Consider the following 21,814-nt stretch of genomic DNA (forward strand, 5'->3'; position numbering starts at 1 on the left):
CGAAAAGGTCCGTTTGAAACGGTAGCTTCATGGGTTCACGAAACGGCTGTGGAAGCAGCGACTCGCGTAGCTTCTTCGGCGTTGAATCATGAGCCTTGAAGACACGCTGAAGAGTCTGCGCGCTCCACAACGTGCCACGAGAAGTGCGTCGGCCCAAATCATTTAGAGCGTCGGCGAACTCTGCCAGCGTCTTTGGCGGCGTCACTAACTCGACCGGAGCTATTTTTCGTTCCGCCGGGTCATAGGCGACCCGTTTAAGTCCCGACGCCAAAGCGACCACGACAGCCCACGTCTCGCCCGCAACCTCCTTTGAGCGAGCCGCGCGCACGGCCGAGGCACGATTCAATCCCTCGCGAAAACTGGGTTCTGGAACGGGGCTGGGCACTCACATTCGATAGCACCCGAGAACAAGCACGTCCACCAAATGCGAAAAAACCGACAGTTTCGCTAACACCCCGACGGTCCCGTCGCGTAGCAGCGACCTCGGATGGCCATCCAGCCGCTGCATCGCCGCGGAAGTCTGCTCACCGAGCAGGCGACTGATCCTTCGGGATCACCAAGCGGAGAAGCCCCCACGCGGGGAAGCTCCAACCACCGACCTTCGGGTCGAACGTCAATCGCCCCTCAAGGAGGGGCATCGAACCAAGGGTAGCTACCCGCTTCGCAGGACTGAGATGACCATGACGACAACGACCAAACCGAAGCACAGGATTGCAGCATCAGGCTGGTGTGTGGATCGGCGTGGAAAAGGGACCCCGGTAGCGGGGTGATCGGCGTCGAAAAGGGACCCCTCATCCCGTTGGTCTAGGCTGTTCGCTTGGCGGTGTGTCAGGCGGCGAGATCGGGATGCTGGTATTGGAGACGGTGTTGAGGATCCGGCGCGAGCACGCGTCGGGGAAGGCCATCAAGGCGATAGCGCGGGACCTGCACCTGTCGCGCAAGGTGGTGCGCAAGGCGATCCGGGCGCCGGAAGCGGACATGGGGTATCGGCGGGAGGTACAGCCGCTGCCGAAGCTGGGGCCATTTCAGGCGCGACTGGATGCGTTGCTGGAGGAAGATGAGGCACGGCCGCGGCGCGAGAAGCTGCGCCTCACGCGCATCCACGACCTGCTGCTGCGCGAGGGGTTCGACGGCTCGTACGACGCGGTGCGGCGTTATGCGGCCCGCTGGCGCCGGGCGCGACGTCGCGATGTGATGAATGCGCCGGCGTTCATCCCGCTGCTGTTCCGGCCGGGCGAGGCTTACCAGTTCGACTGGAGCCACGAGGACGTGGAGATTTCGGGCAAGCCGATGCGGGTAAAGGTCGCGCATGTCCGGCTATGCGCGTCGCGGGCAATGTATGTGCGAGCCTATCCCCGCGAGACACAGGAGATGCTGTTCGACGCGCATGCGCGGGCGTTTGCCTTCTTCGGAGGTGTGCCGACGCGCGGCATCTACGACAACATGAAGACGGCGGTCACGAGCGTGTTCACGGGCAAGGAGCGTGTCTTCAACCGGCGCTTCCTGGTCATGGCCAACCATTACATGGTCGAGCCGACCGCCTGCTCGCCGGCGTCGGGCTGGGAGAAAGGTCAGGTCGAGAACCAGGTGCAAACCGCACGCGGCCGCTTCTTCCAGCCACGCCTGCGATTTACCAGCCTCGAGGAGCTGAACGGTTGGCTGGAGGCCGAGTGTCGGCGCTGGACAGAGTTGCACCAGCATCCCGAGCAGAAGGAACTGACGGTTGCTCAGGCCTGGGCTGCCGAGCGCAGCGTGCTCCAGCCTGTTGTCGCACCCTTCGACGGCTTTCATGAGAGCGAGCATGCGGTAAGCGGCACATGCCTCATCAGCTTCGACCGCAACCGCTACTCCGTTTCTGCCAGGGTGGTGCGACGTGCCGTTCAGGTCCGCGCCTATGCCGACCGCATCGTCGTGCGCTGCGACGGGGAAGTCGTCGCCGACCATCCCCGGTTTTTCGGCCGGGACCGGACCATCTACGACCCGTGGCATTATCTGCCGGTGTTGGCGACCAAGCCGGGCGCCCTGCGGAACGGCGCGCCGTTCCAGGGCTGGGAGCTGCCGCCTGCGCTGGCACGACTGCGGCGCAAGCTTGGCGTCGGTGACGATGCCGACCGGCGGTTCGTGCGGGTGCTGGCCGCGGTGCTCGACGACGGACTCGAGGCGGTGGAAGCGGCCGTGCGCGAAGCATTGCTGGCCGGCGTCGCCAGCGACGACGTCATCGTCAACATCCTGGCCCGCCGGCGCGAACCGCCGCGACCGCTGACTATTGTCACGCCAGAAGATCTGGCGCTGCGCCATCCGCCCCGCGCCGACTGCAACCGCTATGACAGCCTGCGAGGCCTCCATGCAGCGGCATGAGATGATGACGGCCATGACCGAGTTGGGGCTGAAGGGCATGGCTGGCGCTTTCGACGAGGCGGTCACTACCGGTCTCCAGCGCAAGCGCACGACCATGGAGGTCCTGACCGACCTGCTGCGTGCCGAGGCGACGCACCGCCATGCAGCCTCGGTCCGTTACCGGATGTCGGCCGCCAGGTTGCCCGCGGTGAAGGACCTCGACGCCTTCGTCTTCGGCGACACTCCCATCAACGAGGGACTGGTGCGCTCGCTGTACAGCGGCTCGTTTCTTCCGGGCCGACGCAACGTCGTGCTGGTCGGTGGAACGGGTACCGGCAAGACGCATCTCGCCACCGCCATCACCGCCAATGTGGTACGAGCCGGCGCCCGCGGACGCTACTTCAACACAGTGGACCTGGTGAACCGACTCGAGGAGGAAACGCGCCTTGGCAAGGCCGGCACGCTGGCGGCCCAGCTCTCGCGCCTCGACCTCGTGGTGCTCGACGAGCTTGGCTACCTGCCGTTTGCACGCTCGGGCGGTCAAATGCTCTTCCACCTCGTCAGCAAGCTCTACGAGCAGACCTCCGTCATCGTCACCACGAACCTCGCCTTTGGCGAGTGGCCGACCGTCTTTGGCGACCCCAAGATGACCACCGCACTGCTCGACCGTATTACCCACCATTGCGACATCGTCGAAACCGGCAACGACAGCTGGCGCTTCAAACATCGAAGCTGACGCCCAGGACCACCGGCAGAGAACGCTTCGCGCTGGTTGCGCCTCCGGTCGGGCTACGCCCGCCCTACGCCGCAACCAGCGCGAACGGTGCACCCGTCATACCCGTAACGCTGCTCGACGAAGGGGGTCCCTTTTGGACGCCGATAGGGGGTCCCTTTTGGACGCCGATTGACATGCCGGATTACGAGCGAGCAGTTCCTCATCGACCGCCCAGTTCAGGAAGCTGCTCATGTTCGACATCAGCGAATTGGCGTGCGCCGCGCTGATGATCTTGATGCCGCCGCGCAAACGCGCGCGATCTGCCGCCTCGCGCGGCGAGAGCTTCGGGAAGATTTTGCTCGCGTTGGCGGGTAGGAATCGGAGAACGTCGAGCATGTCGCGACAGTGCGCACGCGAGATCGACGAGACAGCGACTGCCCCACCGATCACCGCGATGGCGAGCCTGCGGCTTGTTTCATACGCCTCTCGCGTGTTGGTGGTCCAAGCGCGGGTCGGATCGTCGATGTAGCTGCGATAAGCCTCGCCAAGCGTGAGCAGTTTATCAGGCTGGGCATTTGTGCTGGGTGGCGGCGCGGTCTCAAGCGCATGCTCGGCAAGATCGTCTTTTAACGATTGGATCAGCGTCACATCGACCGGCAAACCTGCCATCGCACGCGCGTGCTCTATTTCCATCTCGATGCGTGCGATGACGCTTGGCAAACGGCGCATGGCGATGGCGAGGCTGTCCGTCCGCAGCGAGCGCCAAATTTCGAGCCGATTCAGAAGCCGCTGAGCGTCAACTGGGACAGTGTGGCGATAGTAAAGTTTTCGCCCCCGTCGAGCCACGCCCTTGGGCAAATCCCGTAGCAGCTTCCCGTAGCAGCCGGGGCTGTCAGAACGGACGGTTTTCCGGGACTTTCGGCCTGACGATGGGCCACGTTCCCGTAGCAGTTTGTCGTAGCAAACCCTCTCGGGGGACCGTCTTTCCAACGATCCCCGAGAGATTTCAACGCTGTAGGAAGCGATGGTGCCCAGAAGAGGACTCGAACCTCCACGACCTTGCGATCGCCAGCACCTGAAGCTGGTGCGTCTACCAATTCCGCCATCTGGGCACGGGGTAGGAGGGCGCCTCTACGGGGGGTGCGGCGGGGTGTCAACAACTTGTTTCGAGAATTTTAGGTTGTCCTTGCCGTTTTGCTGCAGGAGCGGCATGGGGCCTTGGCGTAGAGACAGGCAAGGGCGGACTCGATGAAGAACCAGTTGGTGACGCTGTTCGGCGGCGGCGGCTTTGTCGGCCGCTATGTCGTGCAGGAATTGTTGAAGGCGGGTGCACGCGTCCGCATCGCGCAGCGCGATCCGCGTCAGGCGCTGTACCTGCGCACGCAGGGCGGGCTGGGGCAGACGCAGTTCGTCGCCGCCGACCTGTCGCGGCCGGAGACGGTCGTGCGGGCGGTCGCCGGATCGGATGCGGTCGTGAACCTGGTCGGTATCCTCGAGGGCGATTTCGACAAGGTGCATGTTGCGGGCGCGCGCACCGTGGCGGAAGCCGCCGCTGCGGCGGGCGTGAAGGCCTTCGTGCAGATTTCGGCGATCGGCGCCGATCCGGCCTCGCCCTCGGCCTATGGCCGGTCGAAGGCGGCGGGCGAGCAGGCGGTGCTGGCCGCCTTTCCGACCGCGACCATCCTGCGTCCGTCGATCGTGTTCGGGCGCGAGGATGGCTTCGTCAATCGCTTCGCCGGGATGATTTCGGGCGCGCCGGCGCTGATCGGGCGTCCACTGGTGCCGGTGATGGCCGCGGCAACCAAGTTCCAGCCGATCTATGTCGTCGATCTGGCGCAGGTGGTGGTCAAGGCGCTGGCCGAACCGGAGCGCTTCGGTGGACAGACCTATGCGATCGGCGGGCCGGACGTGATCTCGATGGGCGACCTCAACCGCTGGATCGCGGGTGCGATCGGGCGCGATGTCCGCTTCCTCGAAATTCCCAACGATCTGGGCGGAGCGATCGCGGCGATGCCGTTCACCCCGATCAGCAAGGATCAATGGGCGATGCTGTCGCGCGACAATGTCGTCGGTGACGGGGTGCCGGGGATCGAGGCGTTCGGCGTGCGGCCGGTGCCACTGGCGACGGTCGCGCCCGATTGGCTGGTCGTCTATCGCAAGAATGGCCGCTTCAACAAGGTCGCCCGCGCGTGAACCCTGCAACCGCGTGGCTGGAAGCCACGATCCTCGGCATCATCCAGGGACTGACCGAGTTCCTGCCGGTGTCGTCCAGCGCGCATCTGCGCATCGCCGGGGCGTTCCTGCCATCGGGCACCGATCCGGGGGCGGCGTTCACCGCCATCATCCAGATCGGGACCGAAGCGGCGGTGCTGCTGTATTTCCGCAAGGATATCTGGCGGATCGCGACGGCGTGGCTGGGCCAGTTCTTCGGCGGCCGGCAGGATGCGGTCGCGCGCGACGATGCACGGATGGGCTGGCTGGTGATCGTCGGCACGCTGCCGATCGTCGTGCTGGGGCTGTTGTTCAAGGACGCGATCGAGACGTCGCTGCGCAATCTGTGGTTCACCGCGTTCAGCCTGATCGGCTTCGGCATCCTGCTGGGCATCGCCGATCTGGTCGGGCGACGGCGGCTGGGCCTCGACCGGCTGCGCTGGGGCAGCGGCATCGTGTTCGGCTTTGCACAGGCGATGGCGTTGCTGCCGGGCGTGTCGCGGTCGGGCGGCACGATCACCGCCGGGCTGTTCATGGGCTTCACCCGCGAGGCGGCGGCGCGCTACTCGTTCCTGCTCGCCATTCCGGCGGTGCTGGCGTCGGGGCTATACCAGCTGTTCAAGACCTGGGGACAGTTCGGCCCCTATGGTCCGGGGCCGACCCTGCTGGCGACGGTCATCTCGTTCGTCGTGGGATATGCATCGATCGTCGGATTCCTGAAGCTCGTGTCGACGCGGGGCTATATGGCGTTCGTGGTCTACCGCGTGCTGCTGGGCGGGGCGTTGATTATGCTGTTGTCGCAAGGACGTATCCCCGCAGTGGGATAGGTCCGATACGGCCATAAAAGCCGTTGTTGCGATTGGTTCTTGAAAAACTGCTATTCAACACGCAGCAATAAGGTCATCATAGCTTACCTATCGACTGATTATTGCGTGACTCAGCGGTCAAAACATGCTTTCCGAAAGGTCGGAGGGCATTATGGCCGAGCAAGCAATGTTGAAGTTCGTTTCGCGTCCGCAGTCCTATCCTGCGAAGCGCGAACCCGAATTGCGGGCGGAAGATTTCCGCGAGATCGCGGAGCGCTATGCCCCGCCGACCGCCGAGGATCAGGCGGGGCGCTGCTCGCAATGCGGCGTCCCTTATTGCTCGGTGCATTGCCCGCTGCACAACCATATCCCCGACTGGCTACGCCTGACGGCCGAGGGGCGGTTGCAGGAGGCCTATCAGCTGTCGAATAGCACCTCGACCATGCCCGAGATCTGTGGCCGCATCTGTCCGCAGGACCGGCTTTGCGAGGGCAATTGCGTCATCGAGTTTTCGGGCCATGGCGCGGTCACCATCGGGTCGGTCGAAAAGTTCATCACCGATACCGCGTGGGAAAAGGGCTGGGTCGAACCGGTCGCGGTCGGCCCGGCGCGTGGCCAGTCGGTCGGCATCGTCGGCGCAGGCCCGGCGGGGCTGGCGGCGGCGGAATGGCTGCGCAACCTCGGTTATGACGTCCATGTCTATGACCGCTACGATCGCGCCGGCGGGCTGCTGACCTATGGCATTCCGGGCTTCAAGCTGGAAAAGCCGGTGGTGATGCGCCGGGTCGAGCGGCTGAAAGAAGGCGGCATCGTCTTTCACGAAGGGTTCGAGGTCGGCCGCGATGCGAAGCTTGACGAGCTTCGCCAGAAGCATGACGCGATCCTGATCGCGACCGGCGTGTACAAGCCCCGCGCGATCAAGGCACCGGGCGTCGGCAGCGGCGGTGTGGTCGATGCGCTCGATTACCTGACCGCGTCGAACAAGGTCGGCTTCGGCGATCAGGTGGCTGCCTATGACGACGGGTCGCTGAATGCGGCGGGCAAGAATGTCGTCGTGGTCGGCGGCGGCGATACCGCGATGGATTGCGTTCGTACTGCGATCCGCCAAGGCGCCAAGTCGGTGAAGTGCCTCTATCGCCGCGACCGCGCCAACATGCCCGGCTCGCAGCGTGAGGTCGCCAATGCCGAGGAAGAGGGCGTCGAGTTCGTCTGGCTCTCTGCCCCCGCTGCGTTCGACGAACGTGAGGGCCAAGTGGTGCAGGTCCGCGCGACCGGCATGCGGTTGGGCGCGCCCGACGCCTCGGGGCGACGTGCGCCGGAGGCCGATCCGGGCAACGAGTTCGTGCTCGACGCCGATCTGGTGGTGAAGGCGCTGGGCTTCGATGCCGAGGATCTGCCGACGCTGTTCGATGCCCCCGAACTGGGCGTGACCCGCTGGGGCACGGTGCGCGTCGACGGCAAGTCGATGATGACGTCGTTGGACGGGGTGTTCGCGGCCGGCGACATCGTGCGCGGTGCATCGCTGGTGGTATGGGCGATCCGCGACGGCCGCGACGTGACCGAGCGGATGCACGCGTACCTGAAGGCGAAGGCTAAGGCTGCGAAGGTGGCGGCATGAAGGCGCTGATCCTCGCAGCCTCGCTGTTGGGTGCCACGCCGGCGCTGGCCCAGACACCGGCCGCCCCCGCTGCCGTACAACCGATCGATCCGGCGCGCCTAGCGCTGGCGGAAAAGTCGGTCGCGGTGCTGGTGCCGCAGGGCGTCTATATGCGGCTGATGCGGCAGCAGTTTCCGGCGATGATGGATGCCATGCTCGCGAACATGGAAACGGCGGTGCCCGGCGGTCGGGCCAAGGCGCGGGCCGCCGATCCGGCGTTCGATGAACGGATGCGGATCATGACGCGCGTCATGGGCGAGGAACTGGGCCCGCTGATGGGGCGGATGGAACCGTCGCTGCGCACCGGCATGGCCCGTGCGCTGGCCAAGCGGTTCGACGCGCGGCAATTGAACGACCTGAACGCCTTTTTCGCCACGCCTTCGGGTCAGGCGTTCGGCGAGCAGTTCATATCGCTGTTCGCCGACCCGGAAATCATGGGCGAAATGATGAAGGCGATGCCGATGATGCTGCAGGAAATGCCGGGCATCATGAAGAAGGTGGAGGCCGCGACCGCGCATCTGCCGAAGCCTCCTAAGCCGAAGGGCGAGAACGAATGACCGACATGACCTCCGAACGCCTCCGCCTTGCCACCGAAGGCATGTACCGCCCCGAATTCGAAGGCGATGCCTGCGGCGTCGGCATGGTTGCCGCGACCGATGGCAAGCCGTCGCGCCGGGTCGTGCAGTCGGCGATCGATGCACTTCGCGCGGTGTGGCACCGCGGCGCGGTCGATGCCGATGGCAAGACCGGCGACGGCGCCGGCATCCATGTCGACCTGCCGCACCGTTTCTTCGACGATGCGATCGCCGCGTCGGGGCACAAGCCGCTGCACGCGCGGCTCGCGGTCGGCATGGTGTTCATGCCGCGTACCGATCTGGGTGCGCAGGAGACCTGCCGTACGCTGGTCGAATCGGAGATCATCGAGGCGGGCTGGTCGATCTATGGCTGGCGGCAGGTCCCGGTCGACGTGTCGGTGATCGGCATGAAGGCGCAGGCGACCCGGCCGGAGATCGAGCAGATCATGATCGCCGGGCCGGCCCCGGAAGAGATGGACGAGGCCGAGTTCGAGAAGAACCTTTATCTGGTCCGCCGCCGGATCGAGAAGCGGATCATCGCCGCGCAGATCACCGGGTTCTACTTCTGTTCGCTGTCGTGCCGCTCGATCATCTACAAGGGGCTGTTCCTCGCAGAGAGCCTGTCGGATTTCTATCCCGACCTGACCGACGAACGCTTCGAATCGCGCGTCGCGATCTTTCACCAGCGCTATTCGACCAACACCTTCCCGCAATGGTGGCTGGCGCAGCCGTTCCGTTGTCTCGCCCATAATGGCGAGGTCAACACGATCCGCGGCAACAAGAACTGGATGCTCAGCCACGAGATCAAGATGGCGAGCATCGCGTTCGGTGAACGCTCGGAAGACATCAAGCCGGTGATCCCGGCGGGCGCGTCGGACACGGCGGCGCTGGATGCGGTGTTCGAGACGATCTGTCGCTCGGGCCGCGACGCGCCGACCGCCAAGCTGATGCTGGTGCCCGAGGCGTGGCAGGGCGCGCCCGACATGCCGCCGGCGCATACCGCGATGTACGACTATCTCGCCAGCGTCATGGAGCCGTGGGACGGCCCCGCCGCGCTGGCGATGACCGATGGCCGCTGGGCGGTCGCCGGGCTCGACCGCAACGCGCTGCGCCCCTTGCGCTACACGCTGACCGGCGACGGGCTGCTGATCGTCGGGTCGGAAGCGGGGATGGTGCCGGTGGCCGAGGCGACAGTGGTCGAGAAGGGCCGCCTGGGCCCGGGCGAGATGCTCGCCGTCGATCTGGGCGAGGGCAGGCTCTACAAGGACCGTGCGATCAAGGACAAGATCGCTGCCGAGGCGGACTATGCGGCGATGACCGCCCGGTTCCTGACCATCGACGACCTGCCGGCCCCCGCCGAAGCGCCGCTGCGCTACGACCGCGCCGAACTGGCGCGGCGGCAGGTGTGCGCCGGGCAGACGCTGGAGGACATGGAACTGATCCTGTCGCCGATGGTCGAGGGCGGCAAGGAAGCGATCGGATCGATGGGCGACGACACCCCGCTGGCGGTCATTTCCGACAAGCCGCGCCTCATCAGCCATTTCTTCCGCCAGAATTTCAGCCAGGTCACCAACCCGCCGATCGATCCCTTACGCGAGCGCTATGTCATGTCGCTCAAGACGCGGTTCGGGAACCTCGCCAACATCCTCGACACCGGGGATCGGGCAAGCGCGGTGCTGGTGCTGAACAGCCCGGTGCTGACCAACAGCGACTGGCTGCGGCTGAAGGCGCATTTCGGCGCCCAGGCAGCGGAGATCGACTGCACCTTCCCGGCGGGCGAGGGACCCGAGGCGCTGCGCGCCGCGATCGCTCGCATCCGCGCGCAGGCCGAACAGGCGGTGCGCGAGGGGCGCAGCGAGCTGTTCCTGACCGACGAGCATCTGAACGCGACCAAGGTGCCGATTGCGGGCGTGCTGGCGGCGGCGGCGGTGCATACGCATCTGGTTCGCAAGGGGCTGCGGTCCTACGCGTCGATCAACGTGCGGTCGTCGGAATGTCTCGACACGCACTATTATGCGGTGCTGATCGGCGTCGGCGCGACGACGGTGAACGCCTATCTGGCCGAAGCCGCCATTGCAGACCGCCATGCGCGCGGGCTGTTCGGCGAGATCGGCATGGACGAGGCGCTGAAGCGCCACCGCACCGCGATCGACGAAGGACTGCTGAAAATCCTGTCGAAGATGGGGATCGCGGTGATCTCCAGCTATCGCGGCGGGTACAACTTCGAAGCGGTGGGCTTGAGCCGTGCGCTGGTCAACGACTTCTTCCCCGGCATGCCGGCCAAGATTTCGGGCGAGGGCTATCACTCGCTGCACGTCAACGCGACGCAGCGGCACGAGGCGGCGTTCGATACGGCGGTGGCGACGCTGCCGATCGGCGGCTTCTATCGCCAGCGTGGCGGCGGCGAGGCGCATGCCTATTCGGCGCAGCTGATGCACCTGCTGCAGACCGCGGTCGCGACCGACAGCTATTCGACGTACATGCAGTTTTCGCGGGGCGTGCGCGACCTGCCGCCGGTCTATCTGCGCGACGTGCTGGAGTTCAATTTCCCCGACACGGGCGTGCCGATCGAACAGGTCGAGGCGATCACCGAGATCCGCAAGCGGTTCGTGACGCCGGGCATGTCGCTGGGCGCGCTCAGCCCGGAAGCGCATGAGACGCTGGCGATCGCGATGAACCGCATCGGCGCGAAGGCGGTCTCGGGCGAGGGCGGCGAGGACTCGATCCGCTACCAGCCGTACGAGAATGGCGATAACGGCAATTCGGTCATCAAGCAGGTGGCGTCGGGCCGGTTCGGTGTCACCGCCGAGTATCTCAACGCCTGCGACGAGATCGAGATCAAGGTCGCGCAGGGTGCGAAGCCCGGCGAGGGCGGGCAGCTGCCCGGCTTCAAGGTGACCGAGTTCATCGCCAAGCTGCGCCATGCGACGCCGGGGGTGACGCTGATCAGCCCGCCGCCGCACCACGACATCTATTCGATCGAGGATCTGGCGCAGCTCATCTACGACCTGAAGCAGATCAACCCGAAGGCGCGGGTGTGCGTGAAGCTGGTCAGTTCGGCCGGGATCGGCACGGTCGCGGCGGGCGTGGCGAAGGCGCATGCCGACGTCATCCTCGTGTCGGGGCATGTCGGCGGGACCGGCGCGTCGCCCCAGACGTCGATCAAGTACGCCGGCACGCCGTGGGAAATGGGGCTGAGCGAGGTCAACCAGACGCTGACGCTGAACGGCCTGCGCGGTCGCGTGGTGCTGCGCACCGATGGTGGGCTCAAGACCGGGCGTGACATCGTCGCCGCCGCGATCCTCGGCGCCGAGGAGTTCGGCATCGGTACGCTGTCGCTGGTGGCGATGGGCTGCATCATGGTGCGCCAGTGCCATAGCAACACCTGTCCGGTCGGCGTGTGCGTGCAGGATGAGCGGCTGCGCGCCAAGTTCACCGGTACGCCCGAAAAGGTCATCAACCTGATGACCTTCATCGCCGAGGAAGTGCGCGAGATCCTGTCGCGCCTCGGCGTGCGCAGCCTCGACGAGGTGGTCGGACGGACCGAGTTCCTGCGGCAGGTCAGCCGCGGGGCCGAGCATCTCGACGACCTCGACCTCAACCCGATCCTCGCGAAGGTCGATGCGGACGAGAGCGAGCGGCGCTTCAGCCTGTCGACCTTCCGCAACGAAGTGCCCGACAGCCTCGATGCACAGATGATCAAGGATGCGGCGGCGGTCTTCTCGCGCGGCGAGAAGATGCAGCTGACCTATTCCGTGCGCAACACCCACCGCGCGGTCGGCACCCGCCTGTCCAGCGAGATCACGCGCAAGTTCGGCATGTCGAAGCTGGCCGACGGCCATGTCACCGTGCGGCTGCGCGGGTCGGCGGGGCAGAGCCTCGGCGCGTTCCTGTGCAAGGGCATCAAGCTGGAGGTGTTCGGCGACGCCAACGACTATGTCGGCAAGGGGCTGTCGGGCGGGATCATCACCGTCCGCCCGATGGTGTCGTCACCGCTCAAGAGCCATGAGAACACCATCGTCGGCAACACCGTCCTGTACGGCGCGACGTCGGGCAAGCTGTTCGCGGCGGGGCAGGCGGGCGAGCGCTTCGCCGTGCGCAATTCGGGCGCGACCGTCGTGGTCGAGGGCTGCGGCGCCAATGGCTGCGAATATATGACCGGCGGGACGGCGGTCGTGCTGGGCCATACCGGTACGAACTTCGGCGCGGGCATGACCGGCGGCATGGCGTTCATCTACGACCATGACGCCAGTTTCGAGCGCAACCATAATCCGGAGAGCATCACGCTGCACCGGCTGGGGGCGGCGCATTGGGAAGGGGTGCTCAAGGGCCTGGTCGCCGAACATCATGCGATGACCGACAGCCGCTGGTCGGGCGCGATCCTGGAAGATTGGGACCGGGCGAAGCACCATTTCTGGCAGGTGGTGCCAAAGGAAATGCTGACGCGGCTGGCGCATCCGCTGAGCGACGACACGGCGGTGGCGCAACAAGCGGAGGTCGCCGCCTGATTGGTGGTCCCGGGCCGGTCAGCCGGCCCGGGACGCCATCCGCAGCGGTGTCTGCGGGGACAGCAGCCATGCCTCCGCTTCCTCGATATCGGCGAAATATTGCGTGTCGCGACCATGCGCGGCGCGGCGGATCTGCATCGCGGCCAGCGAGCGGCCGACGACGAACGCGATCCGGCGCGAGACGGTGCGCGGATCGGCAAGCAACTGGCGGAAGGCGGCGACGCTGTCGGCGGCCTGGATATCCATCGCGCGGATATCGACCAGCGTCAGATGCTCGTTGGGACGCGTCCGCAACGCGAGGAGTTCGCGATCGCGCGCAGCGGCGAACCGCGCGATGTCCGCCGGTTCGAAAAAGCCCGCCATGGTGATGTGCATCAGCGCATGCGGGATGTCGTTGCGGATCGAGAAGGTCGCTTCCATGCCGTTGGCTGTAGGGCAAAAAACTTGCCAGCAGGTTAGCTTGCCACCCGCACGGTCCTCCGCCGGATCGCCAGCCAGCCGAACGCGCCATAGACCGCCAGCGCCGGCCAGCCGCCATCGGTCGCGAAGAGATAGGCGATCCCGACCATCGCCAGTGCCGCGGCGGTGACGAGGGCAAGGCGGATCGGGAGCGCCGCCGCCAGCAGGACCGCGCCGGCCAGCGTCGCGGCCAGCGCTTGCATCCCCAGCCACGCATAGGAACCGGTGGCGCCGAGCGAACCGACGCCCGGCAGCTTGACCGTCGCGAAGCCGCGCATCGCATTGGGGAAGGTATCGGCGGCGAGGTGCAGGCCGATGCCGATCGCGAGGCCGGCCATGACCGGGCGCCAGCGCGTGGCGAACAGGGCGAGGGCAAGCGGCAGCAGCGAATGGGTCAGGCCGCTACGATGGCCGAGCGGCAGCAGCAGGTCGAGATCGGGCAGGGTCGTGCCGGAAAGTCCTGCACAGACGACTGCCACCGCCTGAACCGCCGGGCGCGGCGAGCGGTCGGCGAGCAGGATCGCCACGACCAACCAGACCAGACTGCCGAGCAACCCCACACGAATCCCCTTCCGCCCGGCCAGCCTGCGGCCTAACACGGACCCATGTGGCAGCTCCTGCAATTCCCGCTATGTCCTTTCTCGCGGAAAGTCCGCCTGCTGCTGGCGGAAAAGAGCATCGGCTATCAGCCGGTGCGCGAATCGCCCTGGGCGCGGCGCGACGAGTTCCTGCACATCAATCCGGCCGGGCAGACCCCGGTGATGATCGATGACGAAGCCGGCATCCGGCTGATCGATTCGATGGCGATCTGCGAATATATCGAGGAGACGGGCGACAAGCCCGCCATGCTGAACGGCAGCGCCGCCGACCGCGCCGAACAGCGGCGGCTGGTGACGTGGTTCGACACGCAATTCTATCGCGAGATCACAGGTCCCTTGCTGATGGAGCGGATGGAGAAGCGCATCGTCCACCGCCAGACGCCCGATACGCGGGTACTGCGCGAGGCGATGAAGGCGGCGGTCGAGCATCTCGACTATATCGATTATCTGCTCGACCATCGGCAGTGGATCGGCGGCGCGACGATGAGCCTCGCCGACCTGGCGGCGGCGGCGCAGATTTCGATCGCCGATTATCTGGGCGGGATCGATTTCAAGACGCACGACCTGGCGAAGCGCTGGTATGTCGGCATGAAGAGCCGCCCGAGCTTTCGCCCGCTGCTGGCCGAGCGGATGGAAGGCGTGCCGCCGCCGGCGGATTATGAGAAATTGGACGTTTAGGACGACCTTTCCAAATCCCCCGTTGGGTTCGAGCAGCTTCGAGCTTGTCGAGAAGCGTCCGTCGAGAACGCCTGTCCAGCGGAACCCCGTTCTCGATACGCGCTCTCGACAGGCTCGATCGCTACTCGAACCACACGGGCTTGAATGATTTGAAGCATTTAGCGGCAACGCCGGTTCCAAAGTTCACTAAGTTCACACTCGTGCGCGTTTTACGGCGTGCGTGACCTTGCCCGGTAAAAGGACGCGAATGGACGGTGGGAAAGAGCGCCGGCCATCATGGCGACGCTGCCCCGTGTAGGAAAGTCCTACCCGCCCAGCGCCTTTTGCCGGCGGCGCTGGACCGACGACCCTAGCCCGATCGCCTCGCGATATTTGGCGACCGTCCGCCTGGCGATATCGAAGCCCTTGGCGTTCAGCAGTTCGACCAGCGTGTCGTCGGACAGGATCTTCTTGGGGTCCTCGTTCGCGATCAGGGTGCGGATCGCGTCCTTGACCGCAAGTGCCGACACCGCCTCGCCGCCATCGGCCGACTGGATGGCGGAGGTGAAGAAATATTTCAGCTCGAACAGCCCGCGCGGGCAGGAAAGATATTTGTTCGAGGTCACCCGGCTGACGGTCGATTCGTGCATCTCGATCGCTTCGGCCACCTTGGCGAGGGTCAGCGGGCGGAGATGGGCGACGCCCTGGCGGAAGAACGCCTCCTGCTGCTTCACGATCTCGGTCGCGACCTTCAGGATGGTGCGCTGCCGCTGGTCGAGCGCCTTTACCAGCCAGTTGGCGCTGGCGAGGCAGTCGGACAGCCATGCTTTCGACGATTTGTCGCCATTGGCGCTGAGTTCGGCGAAATAGCCGCGATTGACGAGGACGCGCGGGAGGGTGGCGCCGTTGATCTCCACCGCCCAGCCGTCCTTGCGCGGCGCGACGATCAGGTCGGGGACGACCGATTGGGTGCGCTCTCCGCCGAACCGGCAGCCGGGTTTGGGATCATAGCCGCGCAGTTCGCGGATCATGTCGGCGAGGTCTTCGTCGTCGACCTCACAGATGCGGCGCAGCTGCGGCAGGGCACCGCGCGCGACGAGATCGAGATTGTCGATCAGCCGCGCCATGCAGGGATCGTAGCGGTCGACCTCCTTCGCCTGGATCGTCAGGCATTCGGCGAGGCTGCGCGCGCCGACGCCGCTGGGGTCGAAGGTCTGGACGATGCCCAGCACCGCTTCGACGCGGGCGAGCGGGATGCCGAGGCGATGGGCGATGTCGAGCAGCGAGCCGGTGAGATAGCCGCATTCGTCGATCTGGTCGATGATCGCGCTGGCGATGAACAGGTCGGCACCGGCGACACAGGTCCCGGCCTGTTGCAGCAGATGGTCGGCGAGCGAGACGTCGTCGCTGGCGAAGGTGTCGAAGTCGGGGCCTTCGTCGAACCCGCCACCCCCGGTCGCGGCGAGGCCGAGGCCCCCGTCGAGCGAGCCGACCCCGTCCGACGGGCTGTCATGGTGGAAGGTGTCGCCCAGATCGAGATCGAGCGATTCGCCGCTCGCCGCGCCGATGCCGAGCAGTTCGTCCGACCCGGCGGGTTCGCTGGCGGTCGCGACGGGTTCGGCGGCGTCGAAGGCGGGGCCGTCATCGTCGCTGCCGCCGCCGCCGGAATCGAGCAGCGGGTTTTTTTCGATCTCTTCGGCGATGAACCCCTCAATCTCCAGATTCGACAGCGCGAGCAGGCGGATCGCCTGCTGCAGCTGCGGCGTCATCACCAGCGATTGCGACTGGCGCAGGTCGAGGCGAGGGGCGAGGCTCATGGCGGTTAGAGTTCGAAGCCTTCGCCGAGATAGAGGCGGCGGACATTGGCGTCGGCGACCAGTTCGGCGGGCGACCCGGCGAACAGCACGCGGCCGTCATAGATGATGTAGGCGCGATCGACGATTTCGAGCGTCTCGCGGACATTATGGTCGGTGATCAGCACGCCGATGCCGCGCGACTTGAGCTGGATGACGAGGTCGCGAATGTCGGCGATCGAGATCGGGTCGATGCCGGCGAACGGTTCGTCGAGCAGGATGATCGTCGGGTTCGCCGCCAGCGCACGGGCGATTTCGGCGCGGCGCCGCTCACCGCCCGACAGCGCCATGGCGGAGGCTGCGCGCAGGCGGGTGAGGCCGAATTCGTCGAGCAGCTGTTCGAGCCGCTCGGCGCGCGCCGCCTTGTCCGGCTCGGCCAGTTCGAGGACGGCGAGGATGTTCTTTTCGACCGACAGGCCGCGAAAGATCGAGGTTTCCTGCGGGAGATAGCCCAGCCCGAGGATCGCGCGGCGATACATCGGCAGCGCGGTGATATCCTCACCGTCGAGCAGGATGCGGCCGGCATCGGGCTTCACCAGGCCCATGGCGGAATAGAAGCTGGTGGTCTTGCCCGCGCCATTGGGGCCTAGCAGGCCGACGACCTCGCCCCGCCCGACCGACATCGACACGTCGGACAGCACGACGCGCTTGTCATAGGATTTGGCGATCGACACGACCGACAGCCCGCGGTCCGAGGGGACTTCCGCAAACGGGCGGGCTTCGGTGGCGGGGGTCAGCAGGGTGGTGTCGGGCATCGGCAACGTCCTGATCGCATGGCGATGGTTACCGCGACGTTATCGCCGCGACTTTGGCAGGATTATTGCATGGACAGCGAGGGGAAGGGAAGGTCTGTTCGGTGGTTCGGGCGCGATATGCGGTCAGTTCGTGCCGGTTTTCGGCGATACCGTCGCACCGTTATTCCGTCACCCCGGGTCAAGCCCAGGGTGACGTGGTTTTGCTGTCCGACGTCAATTCCGCTTCGGCACCGAGAATCGGCCGGTGACCCGTCCGCCGCTCTGCTGCACGCCGCCGCCGGGTGCCGCGCTGCTGCCGACGCCCGATCCGTCGATGGTCGCGCGGCCGGTGTCGAGGTCGATCGACAGGCGCCCGCCGTTCAGCGTGTTGGCGCCCTGCGTCAGCCGCACGCCGCCGATCATCGTCACCACGCGGCGGTTGATGTCATACACGGCAAAGCGCGACCGTGCGGTCTGGTCCGGGCGGGTCAGCACGACATTGCCGGTGGCGTCGATCCGCGTCGCCTGTGGCGAACCGTCGGTGATCTGTCCGCTATAGGCGATGACGACGCGGTCGGCGTTCAGCGTCATGGTCGACTGGCGGAACACCGCGCCACCGGTGAACACGGCGCGCTGCTGCTTGTCCTGCAGTTCGATGGCGTTGGCCGATACGTCGATCGGTGCGTTCGAATCATGCCGGGTCTGTGCCGGCGCCGACCCCGCGACCGCGAGGAGGGCGATGGTGGCGGCAAGGCCCGGTAGCGCATAGCGAATCATGGGCGACTATTTCGTGCGTGCCGGGTCGATGCGCAAGCGGGCATTGCCGGTGAGGCGCACGGTGCGCGCCTCCAGATCGGCGTCGAGCCGGTCGCCGCTGAAATTGCCCATCGACGTGGTGCCGGTGACTGCGCCGCCGCTGCGCAGCCGGCGGGTCTTCAGGTCGACGGTGGCGTTGGTGGTGTCGAGCGAATAGCCGTTGGCGGCGCGGAACTGGATCGGGCCCAGCACATCGACCTGTTCGGAGCGCATGTCATAGCGGCCGCGCGGCGCGGTCAGGCGGGCGGGGCCGTCGGGCAGGCGGATGCCGGCGGCCAGTTCCTGCATCTGGACCACCGGTTCGGCCGAGCTTTTCTGCACCGCCGATCCGGCGTCGAGGACGAAGGGCTGGCCCTTGGCATCCTGTCCGCGATATTCGGCGGCGCGCAGGCGCATGCGTTCCTGCGCGACATCGACCTTGTTCTTGTCGAGCACGAAGCTGGTGTCGCCGCGCATGAACAAAGGCGCCATCACCAGGAACGCCGCCAGCACGCCGATGGCGATCGGCAGCGCGACCATCAGCGTCGCGATCAGCCGGTCATGCGCGCTGCCGGGCGCGGCGCGGCGTTGCCGGCGCGTTCGTTCCTGGCGGGCGATTTCCGACATGGCCGTCCCTTACATATGCGCGAAGATGTCGATTTCCGGCCAGCCGGCGATATCCAGCCGCGCGCGATGCGGCAGGAAGTCGAAGCACGCCTGCGCCAGATCGGTCCGCCCTTCGCGGGCGAGGCGCTTGACCAGTTCCTCGCGCAGCGCATGGAGGAAGCGCACGTCCGAGGCCGCATAGTCACGCTGCGCCTCCGAGAGGACCGGGCCGCCCCAGTCGGACGATTGCTGCTGCTTGGAAATGTCCTGGCCCAGCAGTTCGCGGACCAGCTCCTTCAGCCCGTGGCGGTCGGTATAGGTCCGCACCAGTCGCGACGCGATCTTGGTGCAGAACACCGGCGCGGCGACGACGCCCAGATAATATTCGATCGCGGCGAGGTCGAACCGGCCGAAATGATAGAGCTTGACCCGGCTCGTATCGGCCAGCACCGCCTTCAGGCTCGGCGCGGCATAGCTGCTGCCGGGGTTGAAGCGGACGAGATGCTGGTCCTCGCCGCCGTCCGACAGCTGGACGACGCACAGCCGGTCGCGCGGGGTGATGAGGCCCATCGTCTCGGTATCGACGGCGATGTCGGCGCCGGGGGCAAAGACGCCCTCGGGCAGGTCTTCTTCGTGGAAATAGACGGTCATAGGTCGCGCCTAGCGGTTGGAGAGGCGTTTGAAAATGCGCCGAAGCGCATTTTGCGGTGCCGGCACCGTCTTAACGAACAGCCTCGCGCTCGATGGCTTCGCGCGCGAGACGCTTTTTCGTCTTGGACCGGCGCGAGACGATGTTGAGCGTCTCGACCCCCGCGGAAAAGGCCATGGCGGCATAGATATAGCCCTTGGGCACATGCACGCCGAAGCCGTCGGCGATCAGCACCGCACCGATCATCAGCAGGAAGCCCAATGCCAGCATGACCACGGTCGGGTTGGCGTTGATGAAGCGCGCCAGCGGATCGGCGGCGACCAGCATGATCGCGACCGTCACGATCACCGCGGCCATCATGATCGGCACCTCGTCGGTCATGCCGACCGCGGTCAGGATCGAATCGATCGAGAACACCATGTCGAGCGCGACGATCTGCGCGATGGCCGATCCGAACGACACGGCGGCCTTGCCCTGCTTGTCGAGCGCTTCGCCGGTCGGTTCGTCGTCCATCGTGTGATGGATTTCCTTGGTCGCCTTCCACACCAGGAACAGCCCGCCCGCGATCAGGATCAGGTCGCGCCACGAAAAGGCGGTTTCGAAGCTCGGCTTGCCATAGCCGTCGACCGCTCCGGTGATGCCAAGGTCGAACACCGGGTTCGTCAGCGACACGATGAACGCGATCATCGACAGCAGCGCCAGCCGCATGACCAGCGCGAGGCCGATGCCGACTCGGCGGGCGGTCTGTTGCTGGTGCGGCGGCAGCTTGTTCGAGAGAATCGAGATGAAGATGAGGTTGTCGATACCCAGCACGACCTCCAGCACGACCAGGGTCAGGAAGGCGGCCCAGGCGGCCGGGTCGGTCAGAAGTGCCAAAATGGTATCCATGGGGCGAATCTGTGCCGGTTTCGCCACAATTGTACAAGGTTCGGGACGACGGGAAGCATTGCTGCGGCGAAATTGGTTTGGGCCTGCGGTGTTTTAGGCTATGGCAGGGGAGTGGCACCCGGTTTGGCGGTGCCCGGACACCTGCGTTTTTCGCTCGACGCTTGGGTTTACGATGAAGTTGGGCGAACCGGGAAGACGAACAGGGCAATGAGTTTCGATCGAGGACGGCGCGGCGAGCGCGGTGGGCGCGGCAGGGACAAGCGCGACGGTTTTGGTGACGACAGCTACGGCGGCGGCGGCTTCGGTGGCGGCGGCTTCGGCGGTGACCGTGGCGGTTTCGGTGGCGGCGGCTTCGGCGGTGGCGATCGTGGCGGCTTCGGTGGCGGCTATGGCGGCGGCGACCGTGGTGGTTTCGGCGGCGGTGATCGCGGCGGCTTCGGCGGCGGTGATCGCGGCGGCTTCGGCGGCGGCGGTGGCGGCTTCCGTGGCGGCGGCGGCGGCTTTGGTGGTGGCGGCGGCGGTGGCCGCGGCATGCCGCCGCAGGTCGTCGGCGAAGCGACCGGCGTGGTCAAGTTCTTCAACGCGCAGAAGGGCTTCGGCTTCGTGGTCCGCGATGACGGCGGCGAAGACGTGTTCGTGCACATCTCGGCGGTCGAGCAGGCGGGCCTCAGCGCCCTTGCCGAAGGCCAGCCGATGGGCTTCACCCTTGTCGATCGTGGCGGCCGCATCTCGGCGACCGACCTCAAGATCGACGGCGAACCCCTGCCGGTCACCGGCGGCGGCGCCCCGCGCGAACCGCGCGAAGGCGGCCCGCGTGGCGGCGGCATGGGCGGCCCGCAGCGGCAGCTGACCGGCGAGCGCGCGAGCGGCGTCGTGAAGTTCTTCAACGCGATGAAGGGCTTCGGCTTCATCCAGCGCGACGATGGCCAGCCGGACGCGTTCGTCCATATCTCGGCCGTCGAGCGCGCGGGTCTGCCGACGCTCAACGAAGGCGACCGGCTCGAATTCGAGCTGGAAGTCGATCGTCGCGGCAAGCACGCAGCGGTGAACCTCAACAAGCTGTGAGGTTCTCGCTTCGGCGATGAATTGGGGGCCGGCTGTCCGATGGGATAGCCGGCCCCTTTTCGTTTGGGTGGCTGGGAACGTCTTGTTCGTGTGCCGGTGCCGTGCCGCTGCTGGTAAGCCCGGACGATCGTGCCGCCTGGTTCCTGCGCTGGCGGGCGGAGCGAGAATGGGACGCGTGGATCCGCTGTCCGCTCGATGCGCCGAACGCGCTGTCCGGACCAGCCATCGGTTGGATCGCCGCTCACGTGAGGATAGGATGCCGCGGCGTACGGGCAGGAGCATCGGTCGCCGGCTGTACCGCGGCCTTTTATCGAGAGGATGACGATGGACCGGGCCACGCCCAACCTGCCGTCGCGCGATTTTGCGGTGACGTCGGACTTTTATGCCAAGCTGGGATTCGAGGAGGCGTGGCGCGATGCGGGGTGGATGATCCTCACGCGGGGCGACTTGCAGCTGGAATTCTTCGCGTGGCCGGACTTCGACCCGACGACCAGCGGCTATGGCAGCTGTCTGCGCCTGGATGACGTCGATGCTTTTTATGCGGTGGTGAAGGCGGCGGGGGTGCCCGAACAGGCGACCGGCTTTCCCCGATTGCAGCCGCCGGTGCCGCAGAACGGACTGCGGATCGGCGCGTTGCTCGATCCCGATTGTTCGCTGTTGCGCCTGATCGGGGAGATTTGAGCGGGCCGTTGCGACGGGG

19 protein-coding genes, 1 tRNA gene and 1 pseudogene are annotated in these 21,814 nt (G+C 66.1%); 10 read left to right on the forward strand and 11 right to left on the reverse strand.

The annotated features are described in order from the left end of the window. Nucleotides 1-846 precede the first annotated feature (846 nt). Together istA and istB are read left to right on the forward strand one after the other, a co-directional pair. Nucleotides 847-2,358: an IS21 family transposase gene (gene istA / locus PPZ50_RS03165; protein ID WP_272815363.1), complete on the forward strand. Its 1,512-nt coding sequence runs from the start codon at nucleotides 847-849 to the stop codon at nucleotides 2,356-2,358. After that, nucleotides 2,345-3,073: an IS21-like element helper ATPase IstB gene (istB, locus tag PPZ50_RS03170; protein WP_066691143.1), complete on the forward strand. Its 729-nt coding sequence runs from the start codon at nucleotides 2,345-2,347 to the stop codon at nucleotides 3,071-3,073. Before istA ends, istB begins: the two co-directional genes overlap by 14 nt. Nucleotides 3,074-3,169: 96 nt before the next feature. On the opposite strand, the gene PPZ50_RS03175 is transcribed toward istB, so the two are convergent. The 3 genes and pseudogenes from PPZ50_RS03175 to PPZ50_RS03180 all read right to left on the reverse strand — a co-directional run bounded on the left by PPZ50_RS03175 (nucleotide 3,170) and on the right by PPZ50_RS03180 (nucleotide 4,164). Then, the gene (locus PPZ50_RS03175; protein ID WP_272815707.1) at nucleotides 3,170-3,781 is read right to left on the reverse strand and encodes a hypothetical protein; all 612 of its coding nucleotides are present in this window, start codon (nucleotides 3,779-3,781) and stop codon (nucleotides 3,170-3,172) included. A 3-nt stretch (nucleotides 3,782-3,784) separates the two neighbouring features. Then, a pseudogene (locus tag PPZ50_RS18915) lies at nucleotides 3,785-3,898 on the reverse strand (DUF6538 domain-containing protein); the annotation flags it as partial. 179 nt (nucleotides 3,899-4,077) lie between these two features. Then, nucleotides 4,078-4,164 (reverse strand) — tRNA-Leu (locus tag PPZ50_RS03180). 136 nt (nucleotides 4,165-4,300) lie between these two features. On the opposite strand from PPZ50_RS03180, the gene PPZ50_RS03185 reads away from it, so the two are divergent. The 5 genes from PPZ50_RS03185 to gltB all read left to right on the forward strand — a co-directional run bounded on the left by PPZ50_RS03185 (nucleotide 4,301) and on the right by gltB (nucleotide 12,809). Continuing rightward, a complete protein-coding gene (locus PPZ50_RS03185; RefSeq protein ID WP_066693014.1) occupies nucleotides 4,301-5,245 on the forward strand; it encodes a complex I NDUFA9 subunit family protein in 945 nt (314 codons plus the stop codon). Continuing rightward, nucleotides 5,242-6,090, forward strand: a complete 849-nt coding sequence (locus tag PPZ50_RS03190; RefSeq protein WP_066693011.1) for an undecaprenyl-diphosphate phosphatase — start codon at nucleotides 5,242-5,244, stop codon at nucleotides 6,088-6,090. Before PPZ50_RS03185 ends, PPZ50_RS03190 begins: the two co-directional genes overlap by 4 nt. Before the next feature lie 151 nt (nucleotides 6,091-6,241). Then, nucleotides 6,242-7,687: an NAD(P)-dependent oxidoreductase gene (locus PPZ50_RS03195; RefSeq protein WP_066693010.1), complete on the forward strand. Its 1,446-nt coding sequence runs from the start codon at nucleotides 6,242-6,244 to the stop codon at nucleotides 7,685-7,687. Continuing rightward, the gene (locus PPZ50_RS03200; protein ID WP_066693008.1) at nucleotides 7,684-8,283 is read left to right on the forward strand and encodes a DUF2059 domain-containing protein; all 600 of its coding nucleotides are present in this window, start codon (nucleotides 7,684-7,686) and stop codon (nucleotides 8,281-8,283) included. The genes PPZ50_RS03195 and PPZ50_RS03200 overlap by 4 nt, the downstream gene beginning before the upstream one ends. Next, on the forward strand, nucleotides 8,280-12,809 hold the full coding sequence (gltB, locus tag PPZ50_RS03205; protein ID WP_066693004.1) for a glutamate synthase large subunit: 4,530 nt from the start codon (nucleotides 8,280-8,282) through the stop codon (nucleotides 12,807-12,809). The genes PPZ50_RS03200 and gltB overlap by 4 nt, the downstream gene beginning before the upstream one ends. Nucleotides 12,810-12,827: 18 nt before the next feature. Here the strand turns inward: gltB and PPZ50_RS03210 are convergent, their stop codons facing one another. Further along, nucleotides 12,828-13,229 carry a hypothetical protein gene (locus PPZ50_RS03210; RefSeq protein WP_066693002.1) on the reverse strand — a complete coding sequence of 134 codons (402 nt, stop codon included), beginning with the start codon at nucleotides 13,227-13,229 and terminating at the stop codon, nucleotides 12,828-12,830. A 35-nt stretch (nucleotides 13,230-13,264) separates the two neighbouring features. Further along, the gene (locus PPZ50_RS03215) at nucleotides 13,265-13,828 is read right to left on the reverse strand and encodes a hypothetical protein (protein WP_126014376.1); all 564 of its coding nucleotides are present in this window, start codon (nucleotides 13,826-13,828) and stop codon (nucleotides 13,265-13,267) included. 45 nt (nucleotides 13,829-13,873) lie between these two features. On the opposite strand from PPZ50_RS03215, the gene PPZ50_RS03220 reads away from it, so the two are divergent. Beyond that, nucleotides 13,874-14,545, forward strand: coding sequence for a glutathione S-transferase family protein (locus PPZ50_RS03220; RefSeq protein ID WP_066692998.1), 672 nt, complete (start codon nucleotides 13,874-13,876; stop codon nucleotides 14,543-14,545). Between the two features lie 305 nt (nucleotides 14,546-14,850). On the opposite strand, the gene rpoN is transcribed toward PPZ50_RS03220, so the two are convergent. From rpoN to PPZ50_RS03250, 6 genes are all read right to left on the reverse strand, one after another. Next, entirely contained in the window at nucleotides 14,851-16,341 is a 1,491-nt protein-coding gene (gene rpoN / locus PPZ50_RS03225; RefSeq protein ID WP_066692995.1) for an RNA polymerase factor sigma-54, read from the reverse strand. A 5-nt stretch (nucleotides 16,342-16,346) separates the two neighbouring features. Then, on the reverse strand, nucleotides 16,347-17,132 hold the full coding sequence (lptB, locus tag PPZ50_RS03230; RefSeq protein ID WP_066692992.1) for an LPS export ABC transporter ATP-binding protein: 786 nt from the start codon (nucleotides 17,130-17,132) through the stop codon (nucleotides 16,347-16,349). A gap of 213 nt (nucleotides 17,133-17,345) precedes the next feature. After that, entirely contained in the window at nucleotides 17,346-17,888 is a 543-nt protein-coding gene (locus PPZ50_RS03235) for an LptA/OstA family protein (RefSeq protein WP_066692989.1), read from the reverse strand. A gap of 6 nt (nucleotides 17,889-17,894) precedes the next feature. Continuing rightward, nucleotides 17,895-18,533, reverse strand: a complete 639-nt coding sequence (lptC, locus tag PPZ50_RS03240) for an LPS export ABC transporter periplasmic protein LptC (protein ID WP_066692987.1) — start codon at nucleotides 18,531-18,533, stop codon at nucleotides 17,895-17,897. A 9-nt stretch (nucleotides 18,534-18,542) separates the two neighbouring features. Then, nucleotides 18,543-19,163, reverse strand: a complete 621-nt coding sequence (locus PPZ50_RS03245) for a ribonuclease D (protein ID WP_066692986.1) — start codon at nucleotides 19,161-19,163, stop codon at nucleotides 18,543-18,545. 70 nt (nucleotides 19,164-19,233) lie between these two features. Beyond that, nucleotides 19,234-20,049, reverse strand: a complete 816-nt coding sequence (locus PPZ50_RS03250; RefSeq protein ID WP_066692985.1) for a TerC family protein — start codon at nucleotides 20,047-20,049, stop codon at nucleotides 19,234-19,236. Nucleotides 20,050-20,256: 207 nt separating this feature from the next. Here PPZ50_RS03250 and PPZ50_RS03255 point away from each other — a divergent pair, with 207 nt between their 5' ends. Continuing rightward, nucleotides 20,257-21,114: a cold-shock protein gene (locus PPZ50_RS03255; RefSeq protein WP_066692982.1), complete on the forward strand. Its 858-nt coding sequence runs from the start codon at nucleotides 20,257-20,259 to the stop codon at nucleotides 21,112-21,114. Between the two features lie 324 nt (nucleotides 21,115-21,438). Then, the gene (locus PPZ50_RS03260; protein WP_420038512.1) at nucleotides 21,439-21,795 is read left to right on the forward strand and encodes a bleomycin resistance protein; all 357 of its coding nucleotides are present in this window, start codon (nucleotides 21,439-21,441) and stop codon (nucleotides 21,793-21,795) included. Nucleotides 21,796-21,814 lie beyond the last annotated feature (19 nt).

Origin of the sequence: Sphingomonas hankookensis (assembly GCF_028551275.1) — a bacterium.
In the GTDB taxonomy this organism is placed as follows: Bacteria; Pseudomonadota; Alphaproteobacteria; order Sphingomonadales; family Sphingomonadaceae; genus Sphingomonas; species Sphingomonas hankookensis_A.

What these genes read in the sequence shown, in the direction of transcription:
- istA (WP_272815363.1), top strand. Translation starts at nt 847, where the DNA reads ATGCTGGTATTGGAGACGGTGTTGAGGATCCGGCGCGAGCACGCGTCG.
- istB (WP_066691143.1), top strand. Translation starts at nt 2,345, where the DNA reads ATGCAGCGGCATGAGATGATGACGGCCATGACCGAGTTGGGGCTGAAG.
- PPZ50_RS03175 (WP_272815707.1), bottom strand. Translation starts at nt 3,781, where the DNA reads ATGCGCCGTTTGCCAAGCGTCATCGCACGCATCGAGATGGAAATAGAG.
- PPZ50_RS03185 (WP_066693014.1), top strand. Translation starts at nt 4,301, where the DNA reads ATGAAGAACCAGTTGGTGACGCTGTTCGGCGGCGGCGGCTTTGTCGGC.
- PPZ50_RS03195 (WP_066693010.1), top strand. Translation starts at nt 6,242, where the DNA reads ATGGCCGAGCAAGCAATGTTGAAGTTCGTTTCGCGTCCGCAGTCCTAT.
- PPZ50_RS03200 (WP_066693008.1), top strand. Translation starts at nt 7,684, where the DNA reads ATGAAGGCGCTGATCCTCGCAGCCTCGCTGTTGGGTGCCACGCCGGCG.
- gltB (WP_066693004.1), top strand. Translation starts at nt 8,280, where the DNA reads ATGACCGACATGACCTCCGAACGCCTCCGCCTTGCCACCGAAGGCATG.
- PPZ50_RS03210 (WP_066693002.1), bottom strand. Translation starts at nt 13,229, where the DNA reads ATGGAAGCGACCTTCTCGATCCGCAACGACATCCCGCATGCGCTGATG.
- PPZ50_RS03220 (WP_066692998.1), top strand. Translation starts at nt 13,874, where the DNA reads ATGTGGCAGCTCCTGCAATTCCCGCTATGTCCTTTCTCGCGGAAAGTC.
- rpoN (WP_066692995.1), bottom strand. Translation starts at nt 16,341, where the DNA reads ATGAGCCTCGCCCCTCGCCTCGACCTGCGCCAGTCGCAATCGCTGGTG.
- lptB (WP_066692992.1), bottom strand. Translation starts at nt 17,132, where the DNA reads ATGCCCGACACCACCCTGCTGACCCCCGCCACCGAAGCCCGCCCGTTT.
- PPZ50_RS03235 (WP_066692989.1), bottom strand. Translation starts at nt 17,888, where the DNA reads ATGATTCGCTATGCGCTACCGGGCCTTGCCGCCACCATCGCCCTCCTC.
- lptC (WP_066692987.1), bottom strand. Translation starts at nt 18,533, where the DNA reads ATGTCGGAAATCGCCCGCCAGGAACGAACGCGCCGGCAACGCCGCGCC.
- PPZ50_RS03245 (WP_066692986.1), bottom strand. Translation starts at nt 19,163, where the DNA reads ATGACCGTCTATTTCCACGAAGAAGACCTGCCCGAGGGCGTCTTTGCC.
- PPZ50_RS03250 (WP_066692985.1), bottom strand. Translation starts at nt 20,049, where the DNA reads ATGGATACCATTTTGGCACTTCTGACCGACCCGGCCGCCTGGGCCGCC.
- PPZ50_RS03255 (WP_066692982.1), top strand. Translation starts at nt 20,257, where the DNA reads ATGAGTTTCGATCGAGGACGGCGCGGCGAGCGCGGTGGGCGCGGCAGG.
- PPZ50_RS03260 (WP_420038512.1), top strand. Translation starts at nt 21,439, where the DNA reads ATGGACCGGGCCACGCCCAACCTGCCGTCGCGCGATTTTGCGGTGACG.